Annotated in this window: 22 protein-coding genes and 2 pseudogenes; 13 read left to right on the forward strand and 11 right to left on the reverse strand. The window is 35.7% G+C overall.

All coding sequences use genetic code 11. The features are described from left to right. The first annotated feature begins 25 nt into the window (after positions 1-25). The 3 genes from BST93_RS02745 (at position 26) to BST93_RS02755 (ending at position 2,671) form a co-directional block, all read left to right on the forward strand. Positions 26-769, forward strand: a complete 744-nt coding sequence (locus tag BST93_RS02745) for a lysophospholipid acyltransferase family protein (RefSeq protein ID WP_060523637.1) — start codon at positions 26-28, stop codon at positions 767-769. A 72-nt stretch (positions 770-841) separates the two neighbouring features. Further along, positions 842-1,840: an acyl-ACP desaturase gene (locus tag BST93_RS02750; protein WP_105017988.1), complete on the forward strand. Its 999-nt coding sequence runs from the start codon at positions 842-844 to the stop codon at positions 1,838-1,840. 30 nt (positions 1,841-1,870) lie between these two features. Then, positions 1,871-2,671, forward strand: coding sequence for a hypothetical protein (locus BST93_RS02755; RefSeq protein WP_258150469.1), 801 nt, complete (start codon positions 1,871-1,873; stop codon positions 2,669-2,671). On the opposite strand, the gene BST93_RS02760 is transcribed toward BST93_RS02755, so the two are convergent. Continuing rightward, positions 2,672-3,262, reverse strand: a complete 591-nt coding sequence (locus BST93_RS02760; RefSeq protein ID WP_105017989.1) for a carboxymuconolactone decarboxylase family protein — start codon at positions 3,260-3,262, stop codon at positions 2,672-2,674. A gap of 87 nt (positions 3,263-3,349) precedes the next feature. Here BST93_RS02760 and recJ point away from each other — a divergent pair, with 87 nt between their 5' ends. After that, complete coding sequence (recJ, locus tag BST93_RS02765) at positions 3,350-5,050, forward strand: single-stranded-DNA-specific exonuclease RecJ (RefSeq protein ID WP_105017990.1); 1,701 nt, start codon at positions 3,350-3,352, stop codon at positions 5,048-5,050. Here recJ and BST93_RS02770 read toward each other — a convergent pair. Continuing rightward, positions 5,047-5,376: a hypothetical protein gene (locus BST93_RS02770; RefSeq protein ID WP_105017991.1), complete on the reverse strand. Its 330-nt coding sequence runs from the start codon at positions 5,374-5,376 to the stop codon at positions 5,047-5,049. The genes recJ and BST93_RS02770 overlap by 4 nt on opposite strands. 85 nt (positions 5,377-5,461) lie before the next feature. After that, positions 5,462-6,232 carry a UDP-2,3-diacylglucosamine diphosphatase gene (locus tag BST93_RS02775; protein WP_105017992.1) on the reverse strand — a complete coding sequence of 257 codons (771 nt, stop codon included), beginning with the start codon at positions 6,230-6,232 and terminating at the stop codon, positions 5,462-5,464. A 43-nt stretch (positions 6,233-6,275) separates the two neighbouring features. Here BST93_RS02775 and BST93_RS02780 point away from each other — a divergent pair, with 43 nt between their 5' ends. Together BST93_RS02780 and BST93_RS02785 are read left to right on the forward strand one after the other, a co-directional pair. Further along, positions 6,276-6,746 carry a CYTH domain-containing protein gene (locus BST93_RS02780; protein WP_105017993.1) on the forward strand — a complete coding sequence of 157 codons (471 nt, stop codon included), beginning with the start codon at positions 6,276-6,278 and terminating at the stop codon, positions 6,744-6,746. Further along, positions 6,740-7,237: a YciI family protein gene (locus BST93_RS02785; protein WP_105017994.1), complete on the forward strand. Its 498-nt coding sequence runs from the start codon at positions 6,740-6,742 to the stop codon at positions 7,235-7,237. Before BST93_RS02780 ends, BST93_RS02785 begins: the two co-directional genes overlap by 7 nt. Here BST93_RS02785 and pbpC read toward each other — a convergent pair whose 3' ends face one another. The 3 genes from pbpC to BST93_RS02800 are packed head-to-tail and all read right to left on the reverse strand — an operon-like array spanning position 7,238 to position 12,826. Then, positions 7,238-9,622, reverse strand: coding sequence for a penicillin-binding protein 1C (gene pbpC / locus BST93_RS02790; RefSeq protein ID WP_105017995.1), 2,385 nt, complete (start codon positions 9,620-9,622; stop codon positions 7,238-7,240). A gap of 35 nt (positions 9,623-9,657) precedes the next feature. Continuing rightward, positions 9,658-10,437, reverse strand: coding sequence for an NAD(P)H-binding protein (locus BST93_RS02795; protein WP_105017996.1), 780 nt, complete (start codon positions 10,435-10,437; stop codon positions 9,658-9,660). Beyond that, positions 10,427-12,826: a M28 family peptidase gene (locus BST93_RS02800; protein WP_105017997.1), complete on the reverse strand. Its 2,400-nt coding sequence runs from the start codon at positions 12,824-12,826 to the stop codon at positions 10,427-10,429. Before BST93_RS02800 ends, BST93_RS02795 begins: the two co-directional genes overlap by 11 nt. A 181-nt stretch (positions 12,827-13,007) precedes the next feature. On the opposite strand from BST93_RS02800, the gene BST93_RS02805 reads away from it, so the two are divergent. From BST93_RS02805 to BST93_RS14810, 3 genes and pseudogenes are all read left to right on the forward strand, one after another. Further along, complete coding sequence (locus BST93_RS02805; protein WP_060523649.1) at positions 13,008-13,862, forward strand: flavin reductase family protein; 855 nt, start codon at positions 13,008-13,010, stop codon at positions 13,860-13,862. A 1-nt stretch (position 13,863) separates the two neighbouring features. Then, entirely contained in the window at positions 13,864-14,238 is a 375-nt protein-coding gene (locus BST93_RS02810; protein ID WP_042277326.1) for a DUF3127 domain-containing protein, read from the forward strand. A gap of 45 nt (positions 14,239-14,283) precedes the next feature. After that, positions 14,284-14,686, forward strand: a pseudogene (locus tag BST93_RS14810) (GNAT family N-acetyltransferase). 86 nt (positions 14,687-14,772) lie between these two features. On the opposite strand, the gene BST93_RS02820 reads toward BST93_RS14810, so the two are convergent. Together BST93_RS02820 and BST93_RS02825 are read right to left on the reverse strand one after the other, a co-directional pair. After that, complete coding sequence (locus BST93_RS02820; RefSeq protein ID WP_105017998.1) at positions 14,773-15,321, reverse strand: hypothetical protein; 549 nt, start codon at positions 15,319-15,321, stop codon at positions 14,773-14,775. Positions 15,322-15,344: 23 nt separating this feature from the next. Next, a complete protein-coding gene (locus tag BST93_RS02825; RefSeq protein WP_105017999.1) occupies positions 15,345-15,758 on the reverse strand; it encodes a hypothetical protein in 414 nt (137 codons plus the stop codon). 159 nt (positions 15,759-15,917) lie between these two features. Between BST93_RS02825 and BST93_RS02830 the strand changes: the two are divergent. The 3 genes and pseudogenes from BST93_RS02830 to aat all read left to right on the forward strand — a co-directional run. Further along, a pseudogene (locus BST93_RS02830) lies at positions 15,918-16,154 on the forward strand (DUF3127 domain-containing protein); the annotation flags it as partial. A 62-nt stretch (positions 16,155-16,216) separates the two neighbouring features. Next, positions 16,217-16,831, forward strand: a complete 615-nt coding sequence (locus BST93_RS02835) for a MarC family protein (RefSeq protein ID WP_042277184.1) — start codon at positions 16,217-16,219, stop codon at positions 16,829-16,831. A gap of 161 nt (positions 16,832-16,992) precedes the next feature. Beyond that, on the forward strand, positions 16,993-17,643 hold the full coding sequence (gene aat / locus BST93_RS02840) for a leucyl/phenylalanyl-tRNA--protein transferase (RefSeq protein WP_105018001.1): 651 nt from the start codon (positions 16,993-16,995) through the stop codon (positions 17,641-17,643). 27 nt (positions 17,644-17,670) lie between these two features. Here the strand turns inward: aat and BST93_RS02845 are convergent, their stop codons facing one another. From BST93_RS02845 to BST93_RS02855, 3 genes are read right to left on the reverse strand one after another with little or no spacing between them, the layout of a single operon-like run. Continuing rightward, entirely contained in the window at positions 17,671-18,330 is a 660-nt protein-coding gene (locus BST93_RS02845) for a DUF2490 domain-containing protein (protein WP_105018002.1), read from the reverse strand. Further along, on the reverse strand, positions 18,311-18,910 hold the full coding sequence (locus BST93_RS02850) for a hypothetical protein (protein WP_105018003.1): 600 nt from the start codon (positions 18,908-18,910) through the stop codon (positions 18,311-18,313). Before BST93_RS02850 ends, BST93_RS02845 begins: the two co-directional genes overlap by 20 nt. Further along, entirely contained in the window at positions 18,876-19,439 is a 564-nt protein-coding gene (locus tag BST93_RS02855; RefSeq protein WP_105018004.1) for a DNA-3-methyladenine glycosylase I, read from the reverse strand. The genes BST93_RS02850 and BST93_RS02855 overlap by 35 nt, the downstream gene beginning before the upstream one ends. An 86-nt stretch (positions 19,440-19,525) precedes the next feature. On the opposite strand from BST93_RS02855, the gene hflX reads away from it, so the two are divergent. After that, on the forward strand, positions 19,526-20,734 hold the full coding sequence (hflX, locus tag BST93_RS02860) for a GTPase HflX (RefSeq protein WP_105018005.1): 1,209 nt from the start codon (positions 19,526-19,528) through the stop codon (positions 20,732-20,734). Positions 20,735-20,736: the final 2 nt, after the last annotated feature.

Raw genomic sequence — 20,736 nt, forward strand, 5'->3', positions numbered from 1 at the left:
CACGCATTGAATTTTATATTTGCACATGCAAAAAATCATTTCTTATCCTTTGACGGTAGTACACTTTTTGTTGTTCTTTCTGTCATTAGTTATTTTTCATCCTATTCAACTAATAGCGCACAGGATAGGTGGACATGATTTGCATCAAAAATCAGTTGCTACTCTCAATTGGTTTTTGATGATGACCCAACTGCCATTATTTAATACTTTTAGTGCAAAATTTGAACACGATTTACCCGTAGGACCCAGTTATATTTTTGTGTGTAATCATCAAAGTATGTTTGATATACCACCACTTATTTTTTACCTAAGAAAATATTTCCCAAAATTTGTGGCAAAAATAGAGCTAGCTAAAGGGATTCCTAGCATATCCTTGAATCTGAGAATAGGTGAAAATTGCGCCATTGACCGCAAAGATCGCAGGCAGGCAATCACTGCTCTTACTAGATTTGCTAAAAACGCTCACGAGAAAAAAAGATCTGTAGTCATATTTGCTGAAGGAACTCGTTCAAGAACAGGAGTTCCTAAACCATTTCAAAAAAATGGATTACTCACTTTGTTTAAATATATGCCCGATGCTGTTGTAGTGCCAGTAAGCGTGAACAACAGTTGGAAAATTGATCGATATGGTAAATTTCCTTATGGTATAGGTAATCACATTTATTTTACCACACATCAACCCATACCTATAAAAGGTCAGGATCACGAGCAAGTTATACTACAAGCACAGCAAATTGTTCACAATAATATATCAAGTACAGCTGTTTAAATAGATATGAGCTATTTTTATAGCGCTTTCGCGAAAGCGTAATAGCAATAATTTCCCCAACAAAAAAGAAATATGAAAAATCTAAAAAATATCAGAATTGAAGTGATGCAGTCCTTAGAGAGTAAGGTAGAATCATTCATGGATCAATTTTTAATCCCGGTAGAAAAAATCTGGCAACCTACAGATTTTCTTCCTGATCTTACTAAAGATAATTGGCAGGAAGATGTAAAAGAACTGCGTGAGCTAGCTAAAGAATTGCCTTACGATTTCTGGGTATGTTTAGTAGGTGATACTATTACAGAAGAAGCCTTGCCAACTTACGAATCTTGGTTGATGGATGTAGAAGGCGTAAATCAAGTAGAAGGTAAGGGAAATATTTGGTCAAAATGGGTGCGTCAATGGACTGGCGAGGAAAATCGTCATGGTGATGTGCTTAATAAATACTTATACCTATCAGGACGTGTAAATATGCGTGAGGTAGAAATTACCACACACCATTTGATTAATGATGGATTTGATATAGGAACTGATAGAGATCCTTATAAAAACTTTATTTACACAAGTTTTCAAGAACTTGCTACTTACATCTCGCATAACCGAGTGGCAAAGCTTGCTAGGGAATATGGAAATAAGGCCCTATCAAAGATGTGTCGTGTGATTTCTGGAGATGAGATGAGACACCATCAAGCCTATTGTACGTTTGTAGATGAGATCTTTAAAGTAGATCCATCAAACATGATGATTGCTTTTAAGGATATGATGGTAAATAAGATCGTCATGCCAGCTCACTTTTTGAGAGAATCTGGTCAAGGAATCGGACAAGCATTTGAGGATTTTTCTATGAGTGCTCAACGTATAGGTGTTTATACTGCACAAGACTATGTTGATATTATGAGAAAGCTTATCGATAAATGGGACATTCCTAATATCGAAGGTTTAAATGAAGAAGCAGAAAAAGCTCGTGATTATTTAATGAAGCTACCAGCTCGTATGGAACGCATAGGGCAACGAATGAAAATTTCACAAGACATAACAAAATTTAAATGGGTTTTAGAACCTAAATTGGTTTAACCTTTTAAATGACTATGTTTTAGAAGTATTTTGAAGGTTTTTAAATATCTAGGAGATTTATTTTTAATCGTAATCCTTACACTGATTACCCAAATAGGTGGATTGCTTTATCTTATTTCTAGAGTCCTTTTTAGAAACACAAAATCTTATAAAGCGATAAAAACAACTGTTTTGTTTTTATCGCTTTACGTTTTTAGTACGTTTTTGATAATACCTTTCCTTGCTCCACAATTTGGTAGAGAAAGAGTCTTAGAGTCTGATCACGTAAAAAATGTTTCTTGGTTTTATATATTATGTAACCGTAACTACGTTACGCCACAATTAAGTCAAATTGTTCTAGAAAGCTCAGAAGAACTAGCAAAAAAATATCCAAGAATTAAAATTAATCTACTTGATGCTAATTTTCCTATTTGGGATGGGTTTCCTCTTTTTCCTCACTTAAGCCATAACGATGGTAAAAAATTAGATTTATCTTTTATTTATTCAAAGGATAACCGTATAGTCAATAAGGTTCCTACCTTATCAGGTTATGGTTTTTTTGTAAAACCTAAATCACATGAGTATGACCAACCTATGGCTTGTAAGGAACAAGGGTATTTTCAATACGATTATGCTAGATTCTTAACTTTTGGAACGGTTAATAATGGCTTACAACTGCATGAAACTGCTACAAGAGATCTAATTAATTCATTGACAAAAAATGCCCAGGTTACAAAGATTTTTATAGAACCGCACCTTGTTAAAAGATTAGATTTAAAAAATAGTAAAATCAGATATCACGGTTGTCATGCAGTAAGACACGATGATCATATACACATTCAGGTCAGATAGTTAGACATGCTTACCTACCTCAAAACCATGTTTACCTAAATACTGATTGCCAGAGTCGATAGCATCTTGTTCCAGGGTAGTTCCCATAGAATCATTCCACCTGTTCAAATAACCAAAGAGAGAAATCACTCCTAACATTTCTACTATCTCACCATCATTCCAATGCTCGTGCAGGCGCTTTTTTATAGTTTCATCGACTGCATTAGGAACCTGACTGGCGGCTAGACTAAAATCCAGTGCTGCGCGCTCGGCTTCATTAAATGCGGGATGTGTACGATATTCCCAAATATTGTTCAGCTTTTCTTGTTCGGCACCGTAGCGTTCTGCGGCGCGTATTGCATGCGCTTGACAGTAGCGGCAACCAGTTGCATTACTACTTACCCAGGCAATCATTCTTTTTAATGCACTAGTCACTCGTCCTTCATTTGCCATTACGGCTTTATTTAGATGAATAAATGCTTTGGAAATTGCCGGTCTACGTTGCATAGTAAGAACGGAATTTGGGCAAAAACCTAGTGTCTCATTAAAAAACGTTGCGAGTTCTTTGGTTTCGGGATCGTGATTAGCATCTAGTGGTGTGACTAATGGCATAGAATTAAAATTTTGTTTCCTTAAAAATAGAGAATTTATATGTGTAAGGCATGATGATTTTTTAATGTAGCGATTATATTTGAGGTTATGCGTTGGACTTTATCACCACAACCTGATGCTGTTCTAGTCGAGCAGCTTTCAAAAGAACTTAATGTAGACCCTATTCTTGCTAGTTTATTAGTAGGACGTGGTATTGACGCTTTCGCGAAAGCGAAATCCTTTTTTAGACCAAGTCTAGAGGAGTTACATGACCCTTTTTTAATGAAAGAAATGAATGAGGCTGTTCATCGTATTCAAAAAGCCGTAGGGAACAATGAAACTATAATGGTCTATGGTGATTATGATGTAGATGGGACTACGGCAGTTGCTTTGATGTCTTCCTTTTTAAGTAGTTTCTATGATAAGGTTACTACCTACATACCAGATAGATATAAGGAAGGTTACGGGATAAGCTATGCGGGAATTGATTATGCCCACGATAATGATATTTCATTAATCATAGCTTTGGATTGTGGAATAAAAGCTATCGACAAGGTAAAATATGCCAAAGAAAAAGGAATAGACTTTATAATCTGCGACCATCATAGACCAGGTAAATTTGTTCCTGATGCAGTCGCTGTACTCGATCCTAAACAGCATGATTGTTCTTACCCGTATGATGAACTGTGCGGTTGTGGAGTTGGGTTCAAGCTTTGTCAAGCGCTAGTGCAACACAACGATTGGGAATTTGAAATACTTATACCTTATCTAGATTTGGTGGCAACTGCTATAGCGGCAGATATTGTTCCTATAACTGGCGAAAATAGAATTTTGTGTTACCATGGTCTCAATGTTATAAACACATCACCTAGAGCTGGTTTCAAATCCATTATTGAACAGGTTAAAAAAAATACTTTAGACATTACCGATGTTGTATTTATTATAGCACCACGTATAAACGCAGCTGGTAGAATGAAGCATGGTTTGTATGCTGTTGATCTTTTAGTGGAACAGGATCTCGATCAAGCCCGAATAAAGGCAAAAGAAATTGATAGATACAATCAAGATCGTCGCGAGCTAGATCAACTTATTACTGAAGAAGCCTTGCAACAAATTCACGACAACAAGGAAGAAAAACTTTTTACTAGTGTTGTTTTTAAGGAAGACTGGCACAAAGGTGTTATAGGCATAGTGGCGTCGCGACTCACTGAGACGCATTACCGGCCTACACTGGTTTTTACTAAAAATGGAGATAAGCTTGCAGCTAGTGCTCGCAGTGTTTCAGGTTACGATGTTTATAATGCTCTAGAACAGTGCAGTGAGTTCATAGAGCAATTTGGAGGACATAAATATGCAGCTGGACTTACCATGCAACCAGAACAATTTTTAAATTTTAAAAAGAGATTTGAAGAGGTGGTTTGTGCCACTATAGATAAGAAATTACTTACTAAAGAATTAAAAATAGATGCATTACTTCCTTTAGAAAGAATTACAGGTAAATTGTACCGAATTTTAAAACAAATGGCGCCCTTTGGTCCCAGAAATATGAGGCCGGTATTTTTGAGCAGAGCGGTCTATGACTCTGGATATGCAAAGCGTGTAGGAGAAAACGGAAAGCATTTAAAACTTGCTATCAAACCCCATGTAAACTCATCTCTCCAAATACCTGCCATAGGTTTTAATTTAGGAGATTGTATTTCCATAATACAGAACAACAAGCCATTTGATGTGGTTTATGTCCTTGAGGAGAATAGTTGGCAAGGTGTAACGAGTTTGCAGCTACGTATCAAGGACCTTAAACCGCATTAAAGTACAGATGGTAATTCATCTAATTTATAGTTCAAAGTAAGTTTTTGAGCTTGATTATAAAGTAAATTCCATTCCTTTTCAGTTAAAACCAGTTTCTTAGAAACTTGGGTTTTTAATGTGTTTTTGAATTGTTCTAAATTTCCTTTACTTAATCGTGCGCTTTTACGTAAAGTACTTCTCTTAAAGACGGTAGAGTTATACGTTTTGTCAGATGTTGCGGTGACTGTAATTTCAGGTAGACTATCTCTGTCTTTATAATCTTGTGAGTAGGATAAGCTACTGTAAAGCAAAAGTATAATACTTATAAATTGTAAATATGATTTCATGATTGTGGTTATAAAAGTTTAATGGTACAAAGTTACTACCGGTTACCACTTAAATAACTATCTATTAATCCTTAGAAATGATAAATTATTCCCTAATATTAAACGGGAAATGCTCTAGTTGAAAATCATTACCATCAAAAACTCCGTAGGTGTAATGTGAAATCCAATCACCTAAATTATAATAAGTGCTTTTCTCACCAACTTTGATAGTCATGGGCATATGCCTGTGACCAAATATGAAAAAATCATAATGTTCTTTAGTAAGTTTTCTTTTAGCATATTGAGCAAGCCACTCATTTTCTTCACCTAAAAATTTAGCGTCTTCGTCGCCTGATATAAGTTTGTTTTTAACGGAAAGATAGGTCGCTAGTTTTACCCCAATATCGGGATGAATCCATTTAAAACACCACTGAAAAAACTTGTTGGTGAATACCTTTTTCATGCGTTTGTAACCTTTATCACCAGGACCTAAACCATCACCATGACCTATTAAAAATTTTTTGCCGTTAAAATCAAAAGATTTGGGTTTGTGAAATACAGGTATACCTAATTCTTCCTCAAAATAACCAAACATCCATAAATCGTGGTTTCCTACAAAAAAGTAAATAGGCAACCCATTATCTGCCATAGTAGCGAGTTTACCTAAAACTCTTACATGATTTTTAGGAACCACTCTTTTGTATTCAAACCAAAAGTCAAACAAGTCTCCTAACAAGAAAAGTGCTGCAGCATCCTTTTCAATGGTGTCTAACCAATTCAAAAAATGTTGTTCTCGAGGTTTGCTTAACTCTTGAGTAGGAGCGCCTAGATGGTTGTCGCTTGAAAAATATATTTTCTTTCCAGATGGAATTTGCATAGAGCAAATATAAATATACCCTAGCTTTTACGATATTTATGCCATGATTAATGAGGAAATAGAGCGTAAATTTTTAGTATCCAACACAGAATTTTTAAAAGAATATCAAGGTGTGCAATTGATTCAAGGTTATTTAACTACCGATCCTTGTCGCACTGTACGTGTAAGAATACAAGAAAATGGTGGTTATTTAACGATTAAAGGACCTAGTACTGATGACGGTCTTAAGCGCCTGGAATGGGAAAAGGAAATTAGTATAAGTGAAGCAGAAGCTTTATTGGAACTGTGCTTACCAATGCCTATTCATAAAATTAGATACAAGATACCGATAGGTACCCATTTTTTTGAGGTAGATCTATTTCAAAAAGAGAACGCCGGTTTAATCATAGCCGAAATTGAGCTGAACTCAGAGTTAGATGAATTTGATGCGCCTGAATGGTTAGGTGAAGAAGTAACAGGAAATAATAAATACTATAATTCATACATTAGTAAAAATCCCTTTTCAACATGGTAAAATATTGGATTAGCTTTGTTTTAATTACTACAATTTTAAGCTGTAATAGTTCAAACAAAACTTCAAAAATAAAAGACAATCTTCCAGATGAAGTAATTACGGATTCAATTCAATTGATTCAAAAATCTGATTCCTTGAAAAAACTCGGGTATAATGTGTTTACTTATAAAGAAGCAAACAAACATTATTTAATGCAAGAGTATTTTATGGTTCAATTGCTATCTGGTGATAATGATAGTATTCCTAAGGAAGTATTGTCTCAATTACAACAAGATCATTTGGCCTACCTTTCCAAAATGTATGACCTAGGTCATGCTTCTTTAATAGGACCCATGAATAACGGTAAGGAATGGAGAGGAATTGTTGTTTATAACACACCCAGTTTAAAAATGGCAGACAGTCTTGCCAATCAGGATCCTCTTGTAAAAAGTGGTGCCTTAAAAGTAAAGATCACCGGTTGGTGGACCGAAAAAGGTGGTAGGCTTAGGTAATTACTTAAACGTGAGTTGGATTTTAATTTGATAGCCACTTTCATCAACTGCGGTAATTAAATGCTTTCCTTTTTGTGCAGTGATTGGCATTTCATGGATTCCTTGAGTAACACCTAGGTAATCATTATTCTTATACCAGTGCACTGTGTTGTTGTTACGTTTGTGAGCCAGTTGAAATATTACCGGATTTAGTTCTCCATTTACATTGATGGTATTAGTTATGATGCTATTATGTTGCGGAGTCATTATACTCATTATAGGTTCCAATTTTAAAGAACAATTTTCTAAGTAATCAGGTACAGCGGTAAAAGCAGGAGTGGACTTTTGGTAGAAATAAGATTCTATGGGTGGTAGAATTAGGTAAGTTTTTTGCTCCAGATCATTAACTTCTCTACAATCGGTAGTAGCTCTTTTTCCTGAACGTTTATCGATATTAATTTTTTTATGAAAAGGGCAAGCAGCAAAACGGGTACCATTGCTGGGAATATAAGATAAAGTTTGTGGGCAATCAGGGTTAGGCAAGTAACCGGTAACTGAGCATGTGTTTATGTGCGCTAGATCGTCGTACGGAGGCTTGAACCAAGGCTCTTGCGGTAAACGATTAAATAAATCAAAAAGTACGGGCGCCGCACTGTCTATTCCTGTCATTGCTGCCCGACCTTCACCATCGGCGTTTCCTGTCCATACACCAATAACATACTTTGGTGTTATTCCTATAGCCCACGCATCTCGGTTACCGTAACTTGTTCCTGTTTTCCAGGCGATTTCTTTATCTGGATTGAAAAAATGCCAGATTTCTTCACCTTCAGGTCGATTTACCGTTTTCATTGCTTCAAAGGTTTGGTAAATACTGCCAGCTCCGTATATCTCTGGTTCTAGATACCAGTTGGTTTCTTGTGAGTTTTTTGTTAATTCTGCTTTCGCGAAAGCGGAATCGCCATCAGCTTTTTTGATGTAAGTAAGTTGCTCAAATAACCCATAATGATACTCACTGTTGTGAGCTTCGTAATCCTTAAGCTGTTTTGCAAGAACGGCATAGGCTTTACACATATCCCATAAACTACTTTCTGCACCGCCGATTACTAGGCTCAGCCCATACGTGTTTGCTCCTCTATTTACATCAGTTAATTGTAGTTGTTGTAACTTGTTATAAAACCTAGGAACAGTATGTTGTTGCAATAACCGTACAGCAGGGATGTTAAGTGATCGCGCCAGTGCTTTATCAGCAGGAATCATTCCTGTATAAGAACGATTAAAATTTTCAGTTCTAAAGCCGTCGATTAGGGTAGGGACATCTGGAACAAGAGTTTTGGGCAGCAATTCACCTTGATCCATCATGCTGGCATATAAGAAAGGTTTTAATACGCTTCCTGTACTGCGCGGTGCTGTAATAATGTCTACATCCTTACCATGCTCAATGGTGGTAGGTGAATTACCTACATAGGCTACCACTTCCATATTGTCAATATCCAGTACAAGCATTGAGAGATTGTGTACTCCATTAAGCTTTAGTTTTTGGTAATGATTATTTACGATACGATTTACCGTTTGCTGCATATCATGCTCAATAGTAGTGGTTACTCTAGCTGTACCATATTCCTTGTTAATTCTATTGAGTAAATGAGGTGCACTTCTAGGAATATTAAAATTCTTATCAGGAACTCTTTCAGCAATTGATAATTCGTAATCTGTTTGATCTATTATTCCTTTCTCCTTTAATTTAAACAATAGCTGATCGCGTTTTTGTTTTAATTGATTTTGTCGCTTACCTGGATAAATAAGACCAGGTGCATTGGGCAATACAGCTAGTGTTGCACTTTCTGCCCAACTCAATTCATGCGGACTTCTTCCAAAATAACGGTATGATGCCATTTCTAGTCCGATTACATTACCGCCATAGGGTGCGTGTGAGGCATAGAGTTCTAGAATTTCATCTTTAGAAAGTTTTAATTCTAATCTAGTTGCCCATATTAATTCAACTAACTTTTCATAGTAGGAGCGTTCTTTTTTACGAGCTAATCTAATGACTTGTTGAGTAATAGTGCTTCCTCCACGTACAACCTTACCAGCCTCAAAATTTTGTCGCATGGCGTTTAAAATCGAGATAGGGTTAAATCCAGGATGGGAATAAAAGTGCTCGTCCTCGTAGAAAAGTACACTCTGTTTGTACTTATAAGGAACGCTATCTACTCGAGGAAAACGCCACTGTTCATCTTTAGCAATATGTGCATCTAGTAAAATACCTTCTTTACTTTCAATGACTGTGGAATAAGGGACGTTAAAAAGTCTTTGCGGTAGACAGAAATAGTACCATATACTTAGCACGAGGAAAAACATTATTTTCCATTTATGTTTAAGTAATAAATGCCCTAGTTTATTCTTCATTTTTCGCCTCTACAGATAGCTCATATTACTTGCAACTAAGAATAAATAGAAGTGATTATTTTTCCCTCTTGTTTTGAAGAATCAAGGAATTCTGGTGGTGCTAGATCGCGTTGTCGAGCAGCGTCTTGATAATATTCTTTCCTACTAGTGTGCGGTTCACTTACTGCGTGTAATACTTTTGTTTTAATAGTTTGATTGATTAAACCAATGATTAAGTTTATAACGTGGTTGCGATTAACCAAGTTAACTGGCATGTCGGGATTTTTTAAATCTGTTTTACCTTTTAAATGATTAATAGGATGCCTGTCGTCACCAATTAGACCACATGGCCTTAGTATTGTTGCATTGGGATACCAGTTTCTTAATTCTTCCTCGGCAGCAATAATCTTTTTGCCTGTATTGGATTGTGAGTTTGGTATGTTGTTTTCCGAATAGGTGGTAATAGGAAAAGTGTCTTGAAATACTGACGTGCTAGAAACAAAAATAAAATCTGGTATTTTATACACCAAAGCAAACTTAGCAATCATCCTTACTTTATAGGCAAAATCACTATCTGGATTTTTGCGCAATCCTGGTGGAATAGCAACTACTAAAGTATTTAGGCCTTCTAAAAAAGTTTTTAAATCGCCAAAAATTTTATCTTCCTTAATGTCGATTATATAGCTTTTTATCCCAGACTGTTCTAAAATTGCGACATCATCAGGTTGTCTCACAGTAGCTCTACATGTAAAATCTAAAGCTTTTAACTGGAATGCTAGCTCTTTTCCTAGCCATCCTGCACCTAAGATACCGATTGTTTTCTTTTTATTTTTCATCAGCAGTTTGTTCTTCAACTATTGTTTGCCGGTTTACTAGTTTAATACTTCGCTTTTTAAGAACAGCATCGTTAAGAACAAACGGCATAGACATTTGCTCGATAGGTCTTGCAGTTATTTCAAATTCGGACCGTTGCATTAAATCAAAACTCGCTCCATAAAAAATAAGCTCTGGATTATCCTGGGCCGAAAAGGTTAATTCCATAACCAAAGGCTCATTATCTTTTATATAATAACTTAATAGACGATTTCCCCATCTATAGCCAAAGGGTGTCTCGCTCTTACCTGTTTTAGGAACTTGCAAGCCGTTTACCACTGCTTTTTTAAATAGAACCTCGTCTGTGGTAAATGCCTCTATACGATGCAGGGTTTCTGTGCTGCTTACTTTCAATTTGACCTTACGGTCTTCTCCTACAAGTGTATCGCTTAAAATCTCTATATCAAGTGAAGCTAGTTTCTTGTATTCGGCTGGTGCTACATAACTAAAACCAGTTCCATACTTTGAGTCAATACTGTTTTTATTAAGTTCTTTAGCGTTTTGAGGATTGTTACCTAGTTTTTCTTTAACCCAATCGGTTAAGGTTGGGTCATAGGTCGCCCATTGAGCTTTGTCTTCATCTTGATTATGAATGTAAACTAGGCTGGTGGATTGGGGTTGGGATGGTGAGAATTCTGCTTTCGCGAAAGCGTAAACACCACAACCAATAGTTATAATCAAGGACATAAATGCTAGTAATCCTTTCTTTCTATAATGTCCTGTGATAGGAACTAACAAACCAAACAGTAACGTAGTAAGAACAGATGCTACAAATAAAATACTCATTCCTAATGCTACTGGAAAAGCTTTAATAAATGGTGAAAGAATAAAAATTGAGGGAACAGATAATAGGACTAGAAGGATGTAGCTAGGTCTTTTTTGCTGTATGTTGATGTATAGCATTATTAAACTACAAAAAACAGGAATGATTAAAAATCCTGCGCCTGGTAAAAAGATCGAACCTAGAATACCGCCATCGCCTACAGGAAACGCTACTAGTAAACAGATAAGCCATAAAATAAAAATGGGAGCAACGCTTAAACTAGGTATGCGATCACGGTGGTAATACTTGTGATATAAGAAAAAGCTAATGGTAAGAGCAATAAACGCAGCTGCCGCAATCAACCAGTATCCGTTATACGGGAATCCATGTAATTGATGTATGTAAAACTCAGATTCTTTAATCCCTATCCACGTGTAGTTAGTAATTAAGTAACTTATAATAAGTGCTCCTAGAAACGGTACAAAACCACCCAATAAATAAGTAAGTTGAATACGCCTGCGTTTTATTCCGTAAACAATGAGTGTTATCATTAACACAAATGCTACTATTATTAAACCACTTAACCAACTAAATGGGAATTGCACCATTTTTATCAATGGTAAGGGTACGTAAACTACATCATCATCTTTTTCAGTTTTAAGTCTATCAGTCAAATCAATGCTAGAAAAATAATCTAACTGCGGCATGAGATAGCTGCCTTGATGAGCAAGTGTGTTGCGATCTAGGCGTTCATATGAATCTAGTTCAGTATGATAGTCAAAATGATCACCTATAAAAGCAAAGTTTAATCCATTAATATCACCGTCTTCTCTAAAAATGGTAAGGTCGGTATCATTAGGTATCATTTTATAAATACTATAGGCTAGTGAATTAGCTACAGGATATTCAACTCCTGACTTGCTAAATGCCTCGATGATTTTTCTATTACCACCGTTTGTTTCAACTAGCATATAGCTAGGGCCGCCACTACCGCGCGCTTCAAAGTTTAAAACAAATGCTACATCTTGTGCCCACTCATGTTTATTGACAAAAGTGCTTGCGCCATTTAAGCCTAGCTCTTCACCATCAGTAATGCAAATGATAATATCGTTTTCAGGTTGCTCATTTTTGGCAAGAAAAGCTCTTGTTGCTTCTAGTATAGTGGCTACACCGCTTGCAGCATCACTTGCTCCTTTACTACTGTGTGGATCACTGTCGTAATGAGAAAGTAATAATAGGGCATTTTTTGAGTCGGTGCGACCTTTAATACGTGCTAGAATATTCTCAGGTTTAGACATATTTCCATTCCAGCTAATATCATAAGCAGATTGCGTTGTAACATTAAGCCCATAAGATTTTAGTTGTTTAATGATGTAATCCCTTGCCTTATCGTGTGCCTTGCTTCCTAGATAATGCGGCTCGACTGAAAGTGCTTGTATGTGTTCAAGTGCTCTTGCTGTTGACCACTCAGTGGCTGGAACGTTTTCTTTAACCTCACTAGATGGTGTTTGAGAATAGAATGCGTAAAAAACAAGTAAAAGAATAATTACAAACGATATTGCAGATGAGAAGTGTGATTTAGGTCTCATGGTTGTGTGGTTTCTTGTCAGTAAGATGGTGAAATTAAATAAAAAATACTGCTTATTGTGTTTCTTATTAAATTAACCTTTTCTTACTTAATTAGGTTGCTAGATAAAGCAGACTGTAACATCATAATACCTATAGTTTCGTTTAAAAATAATACCTTTGAAAATTCATTAAAAGGTAAGCATTTTGACAGTAGATCCTAAAGAAATTTCTACAGCCCAGTTACATGGACTCATGCTAGGAGCAGTTCAACCGCGACCTATTGCATTTGCTAGTACAGTTGATGTTGATGGTAATGTGAATCTATCACCTTATTCTTTTTTCAATGTCTTTAGTGCAAATCCACCGATTATGATATTCTCATCGGCTAGGAGAGTGCGCAATAACACAGTTAAACATACCTTGCTTAATGCACAAGCTACCCAAGAAGTGGTAATTAATATTGTCAATTACGATATTGTACAGCAAATGTCATTGAGTAGCACCGAATATGATGCTGGTGTTGATGAGTTTGTAAAATCTGGATTAACAGCGGTAAAAAGTGATCTGGTACAACCACCTAGAGTTGAAGAAAGCCCAGCAGCTTTTGAATGTAAGGTAAAGGAAATAGTTGAACTCGGTCAAGAAGGTGGTGCAGGTAATTTAATTATTTGCGAGGTCGTAAAAGTGCACATTAAGGATGAAGTTCTAACTGACGATCAAAAAATCGACCCTTTTAAAATTGATACAGTAGCAAGAATGGGTGGCAATTGGTATTGTCGTTCAAAAGATGCTATGTTTGAGGTGCCTAAACCTTTAACCTCATTAGGTGTAGGAGTTGACGCATTACCAGAACACGCAAGAAACAGTCACGTGCTTACAGGTAATGATTTAGGTAAATTAGGTAATGTAGAACGTGTGCCAGAGCGTGATGAGGTGATCGCTTTTGCGAAAGCGGAACAATTACCAGCATTATCGATAGAAGAAAAACATAATAGGGCAAAAGAGTATATAGCAGCTGGACAGTTGATGAATGCCTGGAACATTTTATTATTTTAACATGGAAGTACAAGGAAAAGTAAAGTTGATAGGTGAAACAAAAACCTATGGAAATAACGGATTTCAAAAACGCGAATTAGTAGTAACAACTGAAGAGCAATACCCACAACATTTGCTTATCGAATTTGTTCAAGACAAAACAAATTTATTGGATAGTTACCAAGTAGGAGATGCAGTAAAAGTAGGTATAAACTTAAGAGGTAGAGAATGGCAAACTCCACAGGGCGAGATTAAATATTTTAATTCTATCTCTGGTTGGCGTATAGAAAAAGTAGGAGCTCAAGCACCACAAGGTGCTCCTGAGGTTCCACCATTTGATGAATACGAGCCGGTATCAAATACAAATGCCGAAGATCACGACGATTTACCTTTCTAAATGAACATACAACTAGTACGCACGGATTCTAAACATCCAGAGTTTATGTGTTTAGTTCAACAATTAGATGCTTATCTCGCTGTTAAAGATGGAGATGAGCATTCTTTTTATAATCAATTTAATTGCATTGAACATTTGAATCATGTGGTTCTAGTGATAAATGATCAAACCGCAGTTGCATGTGGTGCCTTTAAACAATACGATTCCCAAACCGTAGAGATTAAACGTATGTTTACAGCCACTGCAGCTCGAAATCAAGGTATAGCTTAATGAATTAGAAAATTGGGCAAGCGATTTAGGTTTTAAAAAAGTGCAGCTAGAAACAGGTCAACGACAAACTGAAGCTCTTTCCTTCTACCAGAAATGCGGTTATTACAAAATCCCTTGTTATGGACCTTACAAGGATATGGAGAATAGCGTGTGTTTCGGGAAGGAGTTTAAATCGTAAAAAACGGTAAAATCTAAAACTCAAAAGCCGATTTCTGTTTAAGAAATCGGCTTTTGATTTATAAGTTCGGTTGCTCTTTAAGATGGCTAAATGATCAATCTTAATTCACCTGTATAAGATATAGTGAACCCTTCATTTGCATCGTCTGCAGTACCGCTACCAGTAATCTTATAGTCTCCATTTTCTAATAGTTCTACGGTAATCGTTCCAGAAAAAATCTCGTCTTCAATAATGGCCTCACCCAATTGTGCGTTATAATCAACGCCTATAAAGGCATATACCGTTTGAGCTTGTTGATTAAGACTGTCTAGATTATACGTTCCTGGCTGTAAACCATCATTTACAGTCGTGTAGAATTCTAATCCTACTATATCGCCGTTTCCTGAAAGTATATTTGAACTGTTGAGCGTTAATCCTGGCCCAGAAAGGACGACGTTTGTAAGAAAAAGATTTGGACTATCCTCTGAGCTTTGCGATCTATAACCTTGTTCTAGGCTGTAATTATCATCTCCTAGAGTAAATTCATTTACTGCTACAGGTTCCTCTTCATTAGAAGAATTATCATCATCTGGATTACAGCTGCTTAAAGCAATGAGGATACAGGCAAAAGCGATATATTTTAAACGATATTGCATTGTTTGTGTTTTATAAATTAATATCAAAATGGTATTGCGTTGTTATAATCTTCTTCTGTAAAAGTATAAGAAAAGTTTCGAGAGTTACCGTCTCGCTCGTAATATGAACTAAAAAAGAATTCATCGTCTTGACCTTCAAATCTTCTTAAGTAAGTTAATTTTTTTAGGTTGTCAAACTTTACAATAACTGAATCAAACCTGTAAACATTTACTGGACTAAGTATTCTAAGACTATTATCACATTTCTGATCAATTAAACCCATACCATTAATAGAGAATGAATCTATTAGACTAACAAACTGTCCAGAGTTAAAACTGTAAAGTTCTAAATTGACATTTCTGTCAGTTCCATTTATAAACGAATAACAAGTATCTCTTTCATCTTCATGTCTTACACAGGATAAAAACAATAAAGCTATAAGAAGTAGTTTTTTCATTTTACCAATTATTAAAAAGTTGTAAAACATCAGTGGGGTTATCCTTGTTTAGTGCATTTAAATTTGATCTGTAATCGTCTAAATCTGTTGCATTTTTTAAAGCTTCTTGAACTTCTCTCATGGTGAAATTTTATACATTATTGTTTTTTCTAAAACTAAACAAATTTATTGGATAGTTACCAAGTAGGAGATGCAGTGAAAGTAGGTATAAACTTAAGAGGTAGAGAATGGCAAACTCCACAGGGCGAGATTAAATATTTTAATTCTATCTCTGGTTGGCGTATAGAAAAAGTAGGAGCTCAAGCACCACAAGGTGCTCCTGAGGTTCCACCATTTGATGAATACGAGCCGGTATCAAATACAAATGCCGAAGATCACGACGATCTTCCATTTTAACAAATACTTACTTTTAAAGACTAGGCTTTCCTGTATTTTTATGGGAAAGCTTTTTTATTTTTATGATCGAATTTTTGAGCACATTGTTTTTTGTATTTGCGGTAATAGATCCTATAGGCTCAATTCCTGTTTATCTTGAAGCTACTAAACAATTTGATAAGAAACATAAAAAACTAATTGCTATAAAGGCTGCCGGTGTGGCTTTTCTTATTCTATTATTTTTTATTGTAATCGGTCAAATTATTTTGGAATCAATGTCTGTGTCTTTGGATGCCTTTCAAATTTCTGGCGGAGTAATTTTATTTCTTTTTGCGCTCACAATGATTTTTGGAGATGGTAAACCAGAAGGAGAGAAAAAAGGAATTACCGATTATAAACACGTCATTATATTTCCTATAGCGATACCGTCCATTGCATCACCAGGAGCTATAATGGCCGTGGTACTTATGACTGACAATCACTTATTTTCTATAGAACAACAAACCATGACCACTGCTATAGTGCTCGTGGTAATAGCACTTACTTGTCTTATACTTCTAGCAGCAAATAAATTACAGCAATATATAGGTAGTTATGGAATAACTGTAATAAGTAAAGTGATGGGGCTTATACTAGCATCTTATGCAGTACAAAATATACTCTCTGGAATTAACAGCTATTTCGTCATTGGATCTTAAAAACAAAAATCCCGACTGGCTTTGTCGGGATTCTCTTTTTAAATAGTTTGGTCTTCAAAAAGAAACTCAAAAAAAGCAATGATGAAAATAAATTAGTTTTGAAGACCGTATCAAAGATTAACAAAATTAACAGTATTTCCAAACAAACATAGAAGTTTAACGTGTATATCTTACAGAACGAGCTTTATTTTCCTCCTGTTAATCAAGCACCTGACCATGGTTTGCTTGCTGTAGGTGGTGATTTAAAAGTAGACCGATTATTACTTGCTTACAACAATGGAATTTTTCCTTGGTACAACGATGGTGAGCCTATTTGCTGGTGGAGCCCAGATCCCAGAATGATATTTGATTTGCAATCGGAAAGGCCTATGAGGATTACAAAATCACTTAAACAAAGTAGGAAGAATAAAGGTTATTTTATTAAAGAAAACACTTGTTTTGAACAGGTTATGAAAGCATGCGCACAAGTCTCTCGGCCTGATCAAGAAGGTACTTGGATTATGGATGAAATGATCGAGGCTTATTCAAAAATGCATCAACTAGGCCATGCGGTAAGTGTTGAAGTTTTTAAAAACGGTGAACTTGTAGGTGGATTATACGGTATCGATTTACCAGAAAAAAAGGTGTTTTGCGGTGAGAGCATGTTTGCTTTGCAGCCAGATGCCAGTAAAATTGCTTTGTGGCATTTAGTAGAAAAATTGCAATTAAAGGAATATAAAATTATTGATGCTCAAATTTATAACGATCATCTAGCAAGCTTAGGAGCAGTTGAGATTCCTAGGGAAAGTTTTATTGAATTACTTAATATTTAATTACTATACACTACAAGAATTTAATCGCTACAAACTCCAGTAACCTCCTAGATTTATAAACAGTAAGCGTTCTGTATTTTGGGTAAATGATTCCCATCGGTATTCGGTACTTAATTGTAATTTGAAGTTACGGCTAATTTGATTTCCTAGATTAAAAATGAGGCGTTGGTCCCAGAAGGGTTTCGTCCGATTTTCTGCAATAAATAAAGTTTCGATTGATGCACCCAGGTACCATTCATTTTTATCTGTTTGTATTCCATTGAGAGGCAATGCAATGGAATACCTATATCTCCATCGGTGCGTTATTCTATCACCACGGTATCGTTGATCCCACCGTATACGATGTGCCATTTTAAGTTGGTTATATTTTCTTGAATAAGCGTATTGTTCAGTAATCCTGAGCTCACTGGTATTTGAGTTTCTAAGATCACGATACATGATCCCTATACCTATTTGACCATAAAATCCTACTTCATAATTGGTGTAATGACTGGCTTGGATATGTAGTAGACCTGCGTTGTCACCTGTTAGGCTGCGTTGTTCTAGTGCGCTTACAAATGACCATCGGTAATTATTGTCGTAAGAAATATTAAGGGCATTTTGAAATAAAGTATTATCGACAATTTGACTTACGGCAGTTTGTGATAATAAAAGGACGATTAAGATTCTAAAATAATAAGAAGTCATACTCTAATCGTTTAACATCTTTAACCTCTAGGATCATACCTCTTCTATCAAATAAATATTCCCTGCGATAAATCTTACGCTTATCCTTAAAAGCAACAATTATTTCATATCCATCAGGATTTGATTGCTGTAATTTTTGTTTTAAACTAAGAATTGAGCTAGGGCCGTAATGCTCTTGTATCTTCTCTATTTTAAACTTACGAGCAACGGTATCAAGTCTTTTATTGATAGAATCAATAACTATTTTTGACAGTTTGTTTTTCTTTATTTCAATTTCTGTTTCTTTTAAAGCACCGTTCTCAAAAAATTCTATACTGTATTTCTTACCTTTATATTTAAATTTTGCTTCGTAGCTGTTCGAATCACCGTCGGTTTCTTGATAATATTTCATTTTTACCCTAAACGGAATCAGGCTATCCAATATTTGTTTGGATAGAGAAGGGAACTCACTACTTTTTATTCGTTTTTCATGCTCTATTTTAAGAGCGTTAGATTGAGCAATTACCACAGTGCTAACTAGAAAAAATAGTAAGTAGATGATGTGCTTAAATCTGGTCATATCTAAAACAGGTGGTTTCATGATCGTTAACTATTCCGCAGGCTTGCAAATAGGCATATACGATGGTGCTGCCTACAAATTTAAAACCTCTTTTTTTAAGATCTTTTGATATCTGATCTGATAACTTGGTGTTAGCAGGAGCTTCTTTATAATCAGAAACTGCAGTTTTAACAGGTTGATTATCAACAAATGACCATATATAATTGGAAAAACTTCCAAACTCTTGTTGTGTATTTATAAATGCTTGAGCGTTGGTCACAATAGCATTTACTTTTAATTTATTTCTTATGATTCCTGGATTTTGAAGTAGTTCTTGCTTTTTTTGATTATCATATTGAGCAATTTTGTGATAATCAAATTGATCTAGAGCTTGTCTATAGTTTTCTCGCTTTCTTAAAATAGTAATCCAGCTTAGACCAGCTTGCATACATTCCAGGATTAAGAACTCAAATAGGGTTTTATCGTCATAAACAGGTACGCCCCATTCTGTATCGTGATACTGCTCATAAAGCTCATCGCCTATACACCAGCCGCATTTGTTTTTGTTCATGAAAAAAATTATAATAAAAACTTAAGCTAAAGATAAACCTTATTACCGGCTCAATAATAAATATATCTTTGTATGAAATAATCTATATGCTAGAACAAGAAAGTCACGAATACGAAAACGCCGTTTTAATAGGAATTGTAACTCAACAACAGTCTGAAGAAAAGTTAACTGAGTATCTTGATGAATTAGAGTTTCTCGCTTACACTGCTGGTGCTAGTGTACAAGGTCGTTTTACTCAAAAAATGCAACATCCTAATCCAAAAACCTTTATAGGAACTGGAAAAATGGAAGAAGTGGCACAGTTTGTTGAAGCAAACGATATTGGGACAGTGATTTTTGATGATGAGTTAACGCCTACTCAACAACGTAACATTGAGAAAATCCTCAAGGCAAAGATCATAGATCGTACCTATTTGATTCTAGACATATTTGCACAACGAGCACAAACCAGTTATGCTCGTACTCAAGTTGAACTAGCCCAGTACGAGTACTTGTTGCCTAGATTAGTCGGGTTGTGGACTCACCTGGAGCGCCAGCGTGGTGGTATAGGTATGCGTGGTCCTGGTGAGACCGAGATTGAGACAGACCGTCGTATAGTACGCGATCGTATTTCATTACTCAAAAAGAAACTCACTACCATTGATAGGCAAATGAAAACCCAACGAGGAAATCGTGGTAAATTGGTGCGCGTTGCTCTTGTAGGTTACACTAACGTGGGTAAAAGCACACTTATGAATGTGGTTTCTAAAAGTGATGTTTTTGCAGAAAATAAATTATTTGCAACGCTAGATACAACGGTAAGAAAGGTAGTTGTTAAAAACCTACCTTTTCTATTAACTGATACGGTAGGTTTTATTAGAAAACTACCTACCCAGTTAGTAGAATCCTTTAAATCTACCCTAGATGAGGTTAGAGAATCGGACCTATTGTTACATGTAGTAGATATTTCGCACGAGAGCTTTGAAGATCATATTGATAGTGTAAATGCAATTTTACAAGATATTGAGGCGATTGATAAACCTACTATTATGGTTTTTAATAAAATCGATCAATACCAGCCGGAAGAGTATGATGATGAATTTGACGAACGCACCACGGCACACAACACACTAGAAGACTGGAAACGCACCTGGATGAACCGTGCAGGTGATGATGTGATTTTTATAAGTGCGATTGAAAAAGAAAACATGGAACAGTTTCGTAAAAAGGTATACGATAGAGTAAGAGAAATTCATGTGTCGCGTTTTCCTTATAATGCATTCCTGTATCCTGATTATAGTGAAGAGGAAGAGTAGAT

Source organism: Nonlabens tegetincola, assembly GCF_002954355.1.
Taxonomy (GTDB): domain Bacteria; phylum Bacteroidota; class Bacteroidia; order Flavobacteriales; family Flavobacteriaceae; genus Nonlabens; species Nonlabens tegetincola.

Bases quoted from the DNA above. Each gene is read 5' to 3' on its own strand.
- BST93_RS02775 (WP_105017992.1), bottom strand. From the start codon at position 6,232: ATGCAAATTCCATCTGGAAAGAAAATATATTTTTCAAGCGACAACCAT.
- BST93_RS02780 (WP_105017993.1), top strand. From the start codon at position 6,276: ATGATTAATGAGGAAATAGAGCGTAAATTTTTAGTATCCAACACAGAA.
- BST93_RS02770 (WP_105017991.1), bottom strand. From the start codon at position 5,376: ATGAAATCATATTTACAATTTATAAGTATTATACTTTTGCTTTACAGT.
- BST93_RS02855 (WP_105018004.1), bottom strand. From the start codon at position 19,439: ATGAACAAAAACAAATGCGGCTGGTGTATAGGCGATGAGCTTTATGAG.
- BST93_RS02785 (WP_105017994.1), top strand. From the start codon at position 6,740: ATGGTAAAATATTGGATTAGCTTTGTTTTAATTACTACAATTTTAAGC.
- hflX (WP_105018005.1), top strand. From the start codon at position 19,526: ATGCTAGAACAAGAAAGTCACGAATACGAAAACGCCGTTTTAATAGGA.
- BST93_RS02760 (WP_105017989.1), bottom strand. From the start codon at position 3,262: ATGCCATTAGTCACACCACTAGATGCTAATCACGATCCCGAAACCAAA.
- BST93_RS02850 (WP_105018003.1), bottom strand. From the start codon at position 18,910: ATGAAACCACCTGTTTTAGATATGACCAGATTTAAGCACATCATCTAC.
- BST93_RS02825 (WP_105017999.1), bottom strand. From the start codon at position 15,758: ATGAAAAAACTACTTCTTATAGCTTTATTGTTTTTATCCTGTGTAAGA.
- BST93_RS02835 (WP_042277184.1), top strand. From the start codon at position 16,217: ATGATCGAATTTTTGAGCACATTGTTTTTTGTATTTGCGGTAATAGAT.
- BST93_RS02810 (WP_042277326.1), top strand. From the start codon at position 13,864: ATGGAAGTACAAGGAAAAGTAAAGTTGATAGGTGAAACAAAAACCTAT.
- BST93_RS02800 (WP_105017997.1), bottom strand. From the start codon at position 12,826: ATGAGACCTAAATCACACTTCTCATCTGCAATATCGTTTGTAATTATT.
- BST93_RS02820 (WP_105017998.1), bottom strand. From the start codon at position 15,321: ATGCAATATCGTTTAAAATATATCGCTTTTGCCTGTATCCTCATTGCT.
- BST93_RS02795 (WP_105017996.1), bottom strand. From the start codon at position 10,437: ATGAAAAATAAAAAGAAAACAATCGGTATCTTAGGTGCAGGATGGCTA.
- BST93_RS02845 (WP_105018002.1), bottom strand. From the start codon at position 18,330: ATGACTTCTTATTATTTTAGAATCTTAATCGTCCTTTTATTATCACAA.
- pbpC (WP_105017995.1), bottom strand. From the start codon at position 9,622: ATGAAGAATAAACTAGGGCATTTATTACTTAAACATAAATGGAAAATA.
- recJ (WP_105017990.1), top strand. From the start codon at position 3,350: ATGCGTTGGACTTTATCACCACAACCTGATGCTGTTCTAGTCGAGCAG.
- BST93_RS02745 (WP_060523637.1), top strand. From the start codon at position 26: ATGCAAAAAATCATTTCTTATCCTTTGACGGTAGTACACTTTTTGTTG.
- BST93_RS02750 (WP_105017988.1), top strand. From the start codon at position 842: ATGAAAAATCTAAAAAATATCAGAATTGAAGTGATGCAGTCCTTAGAG.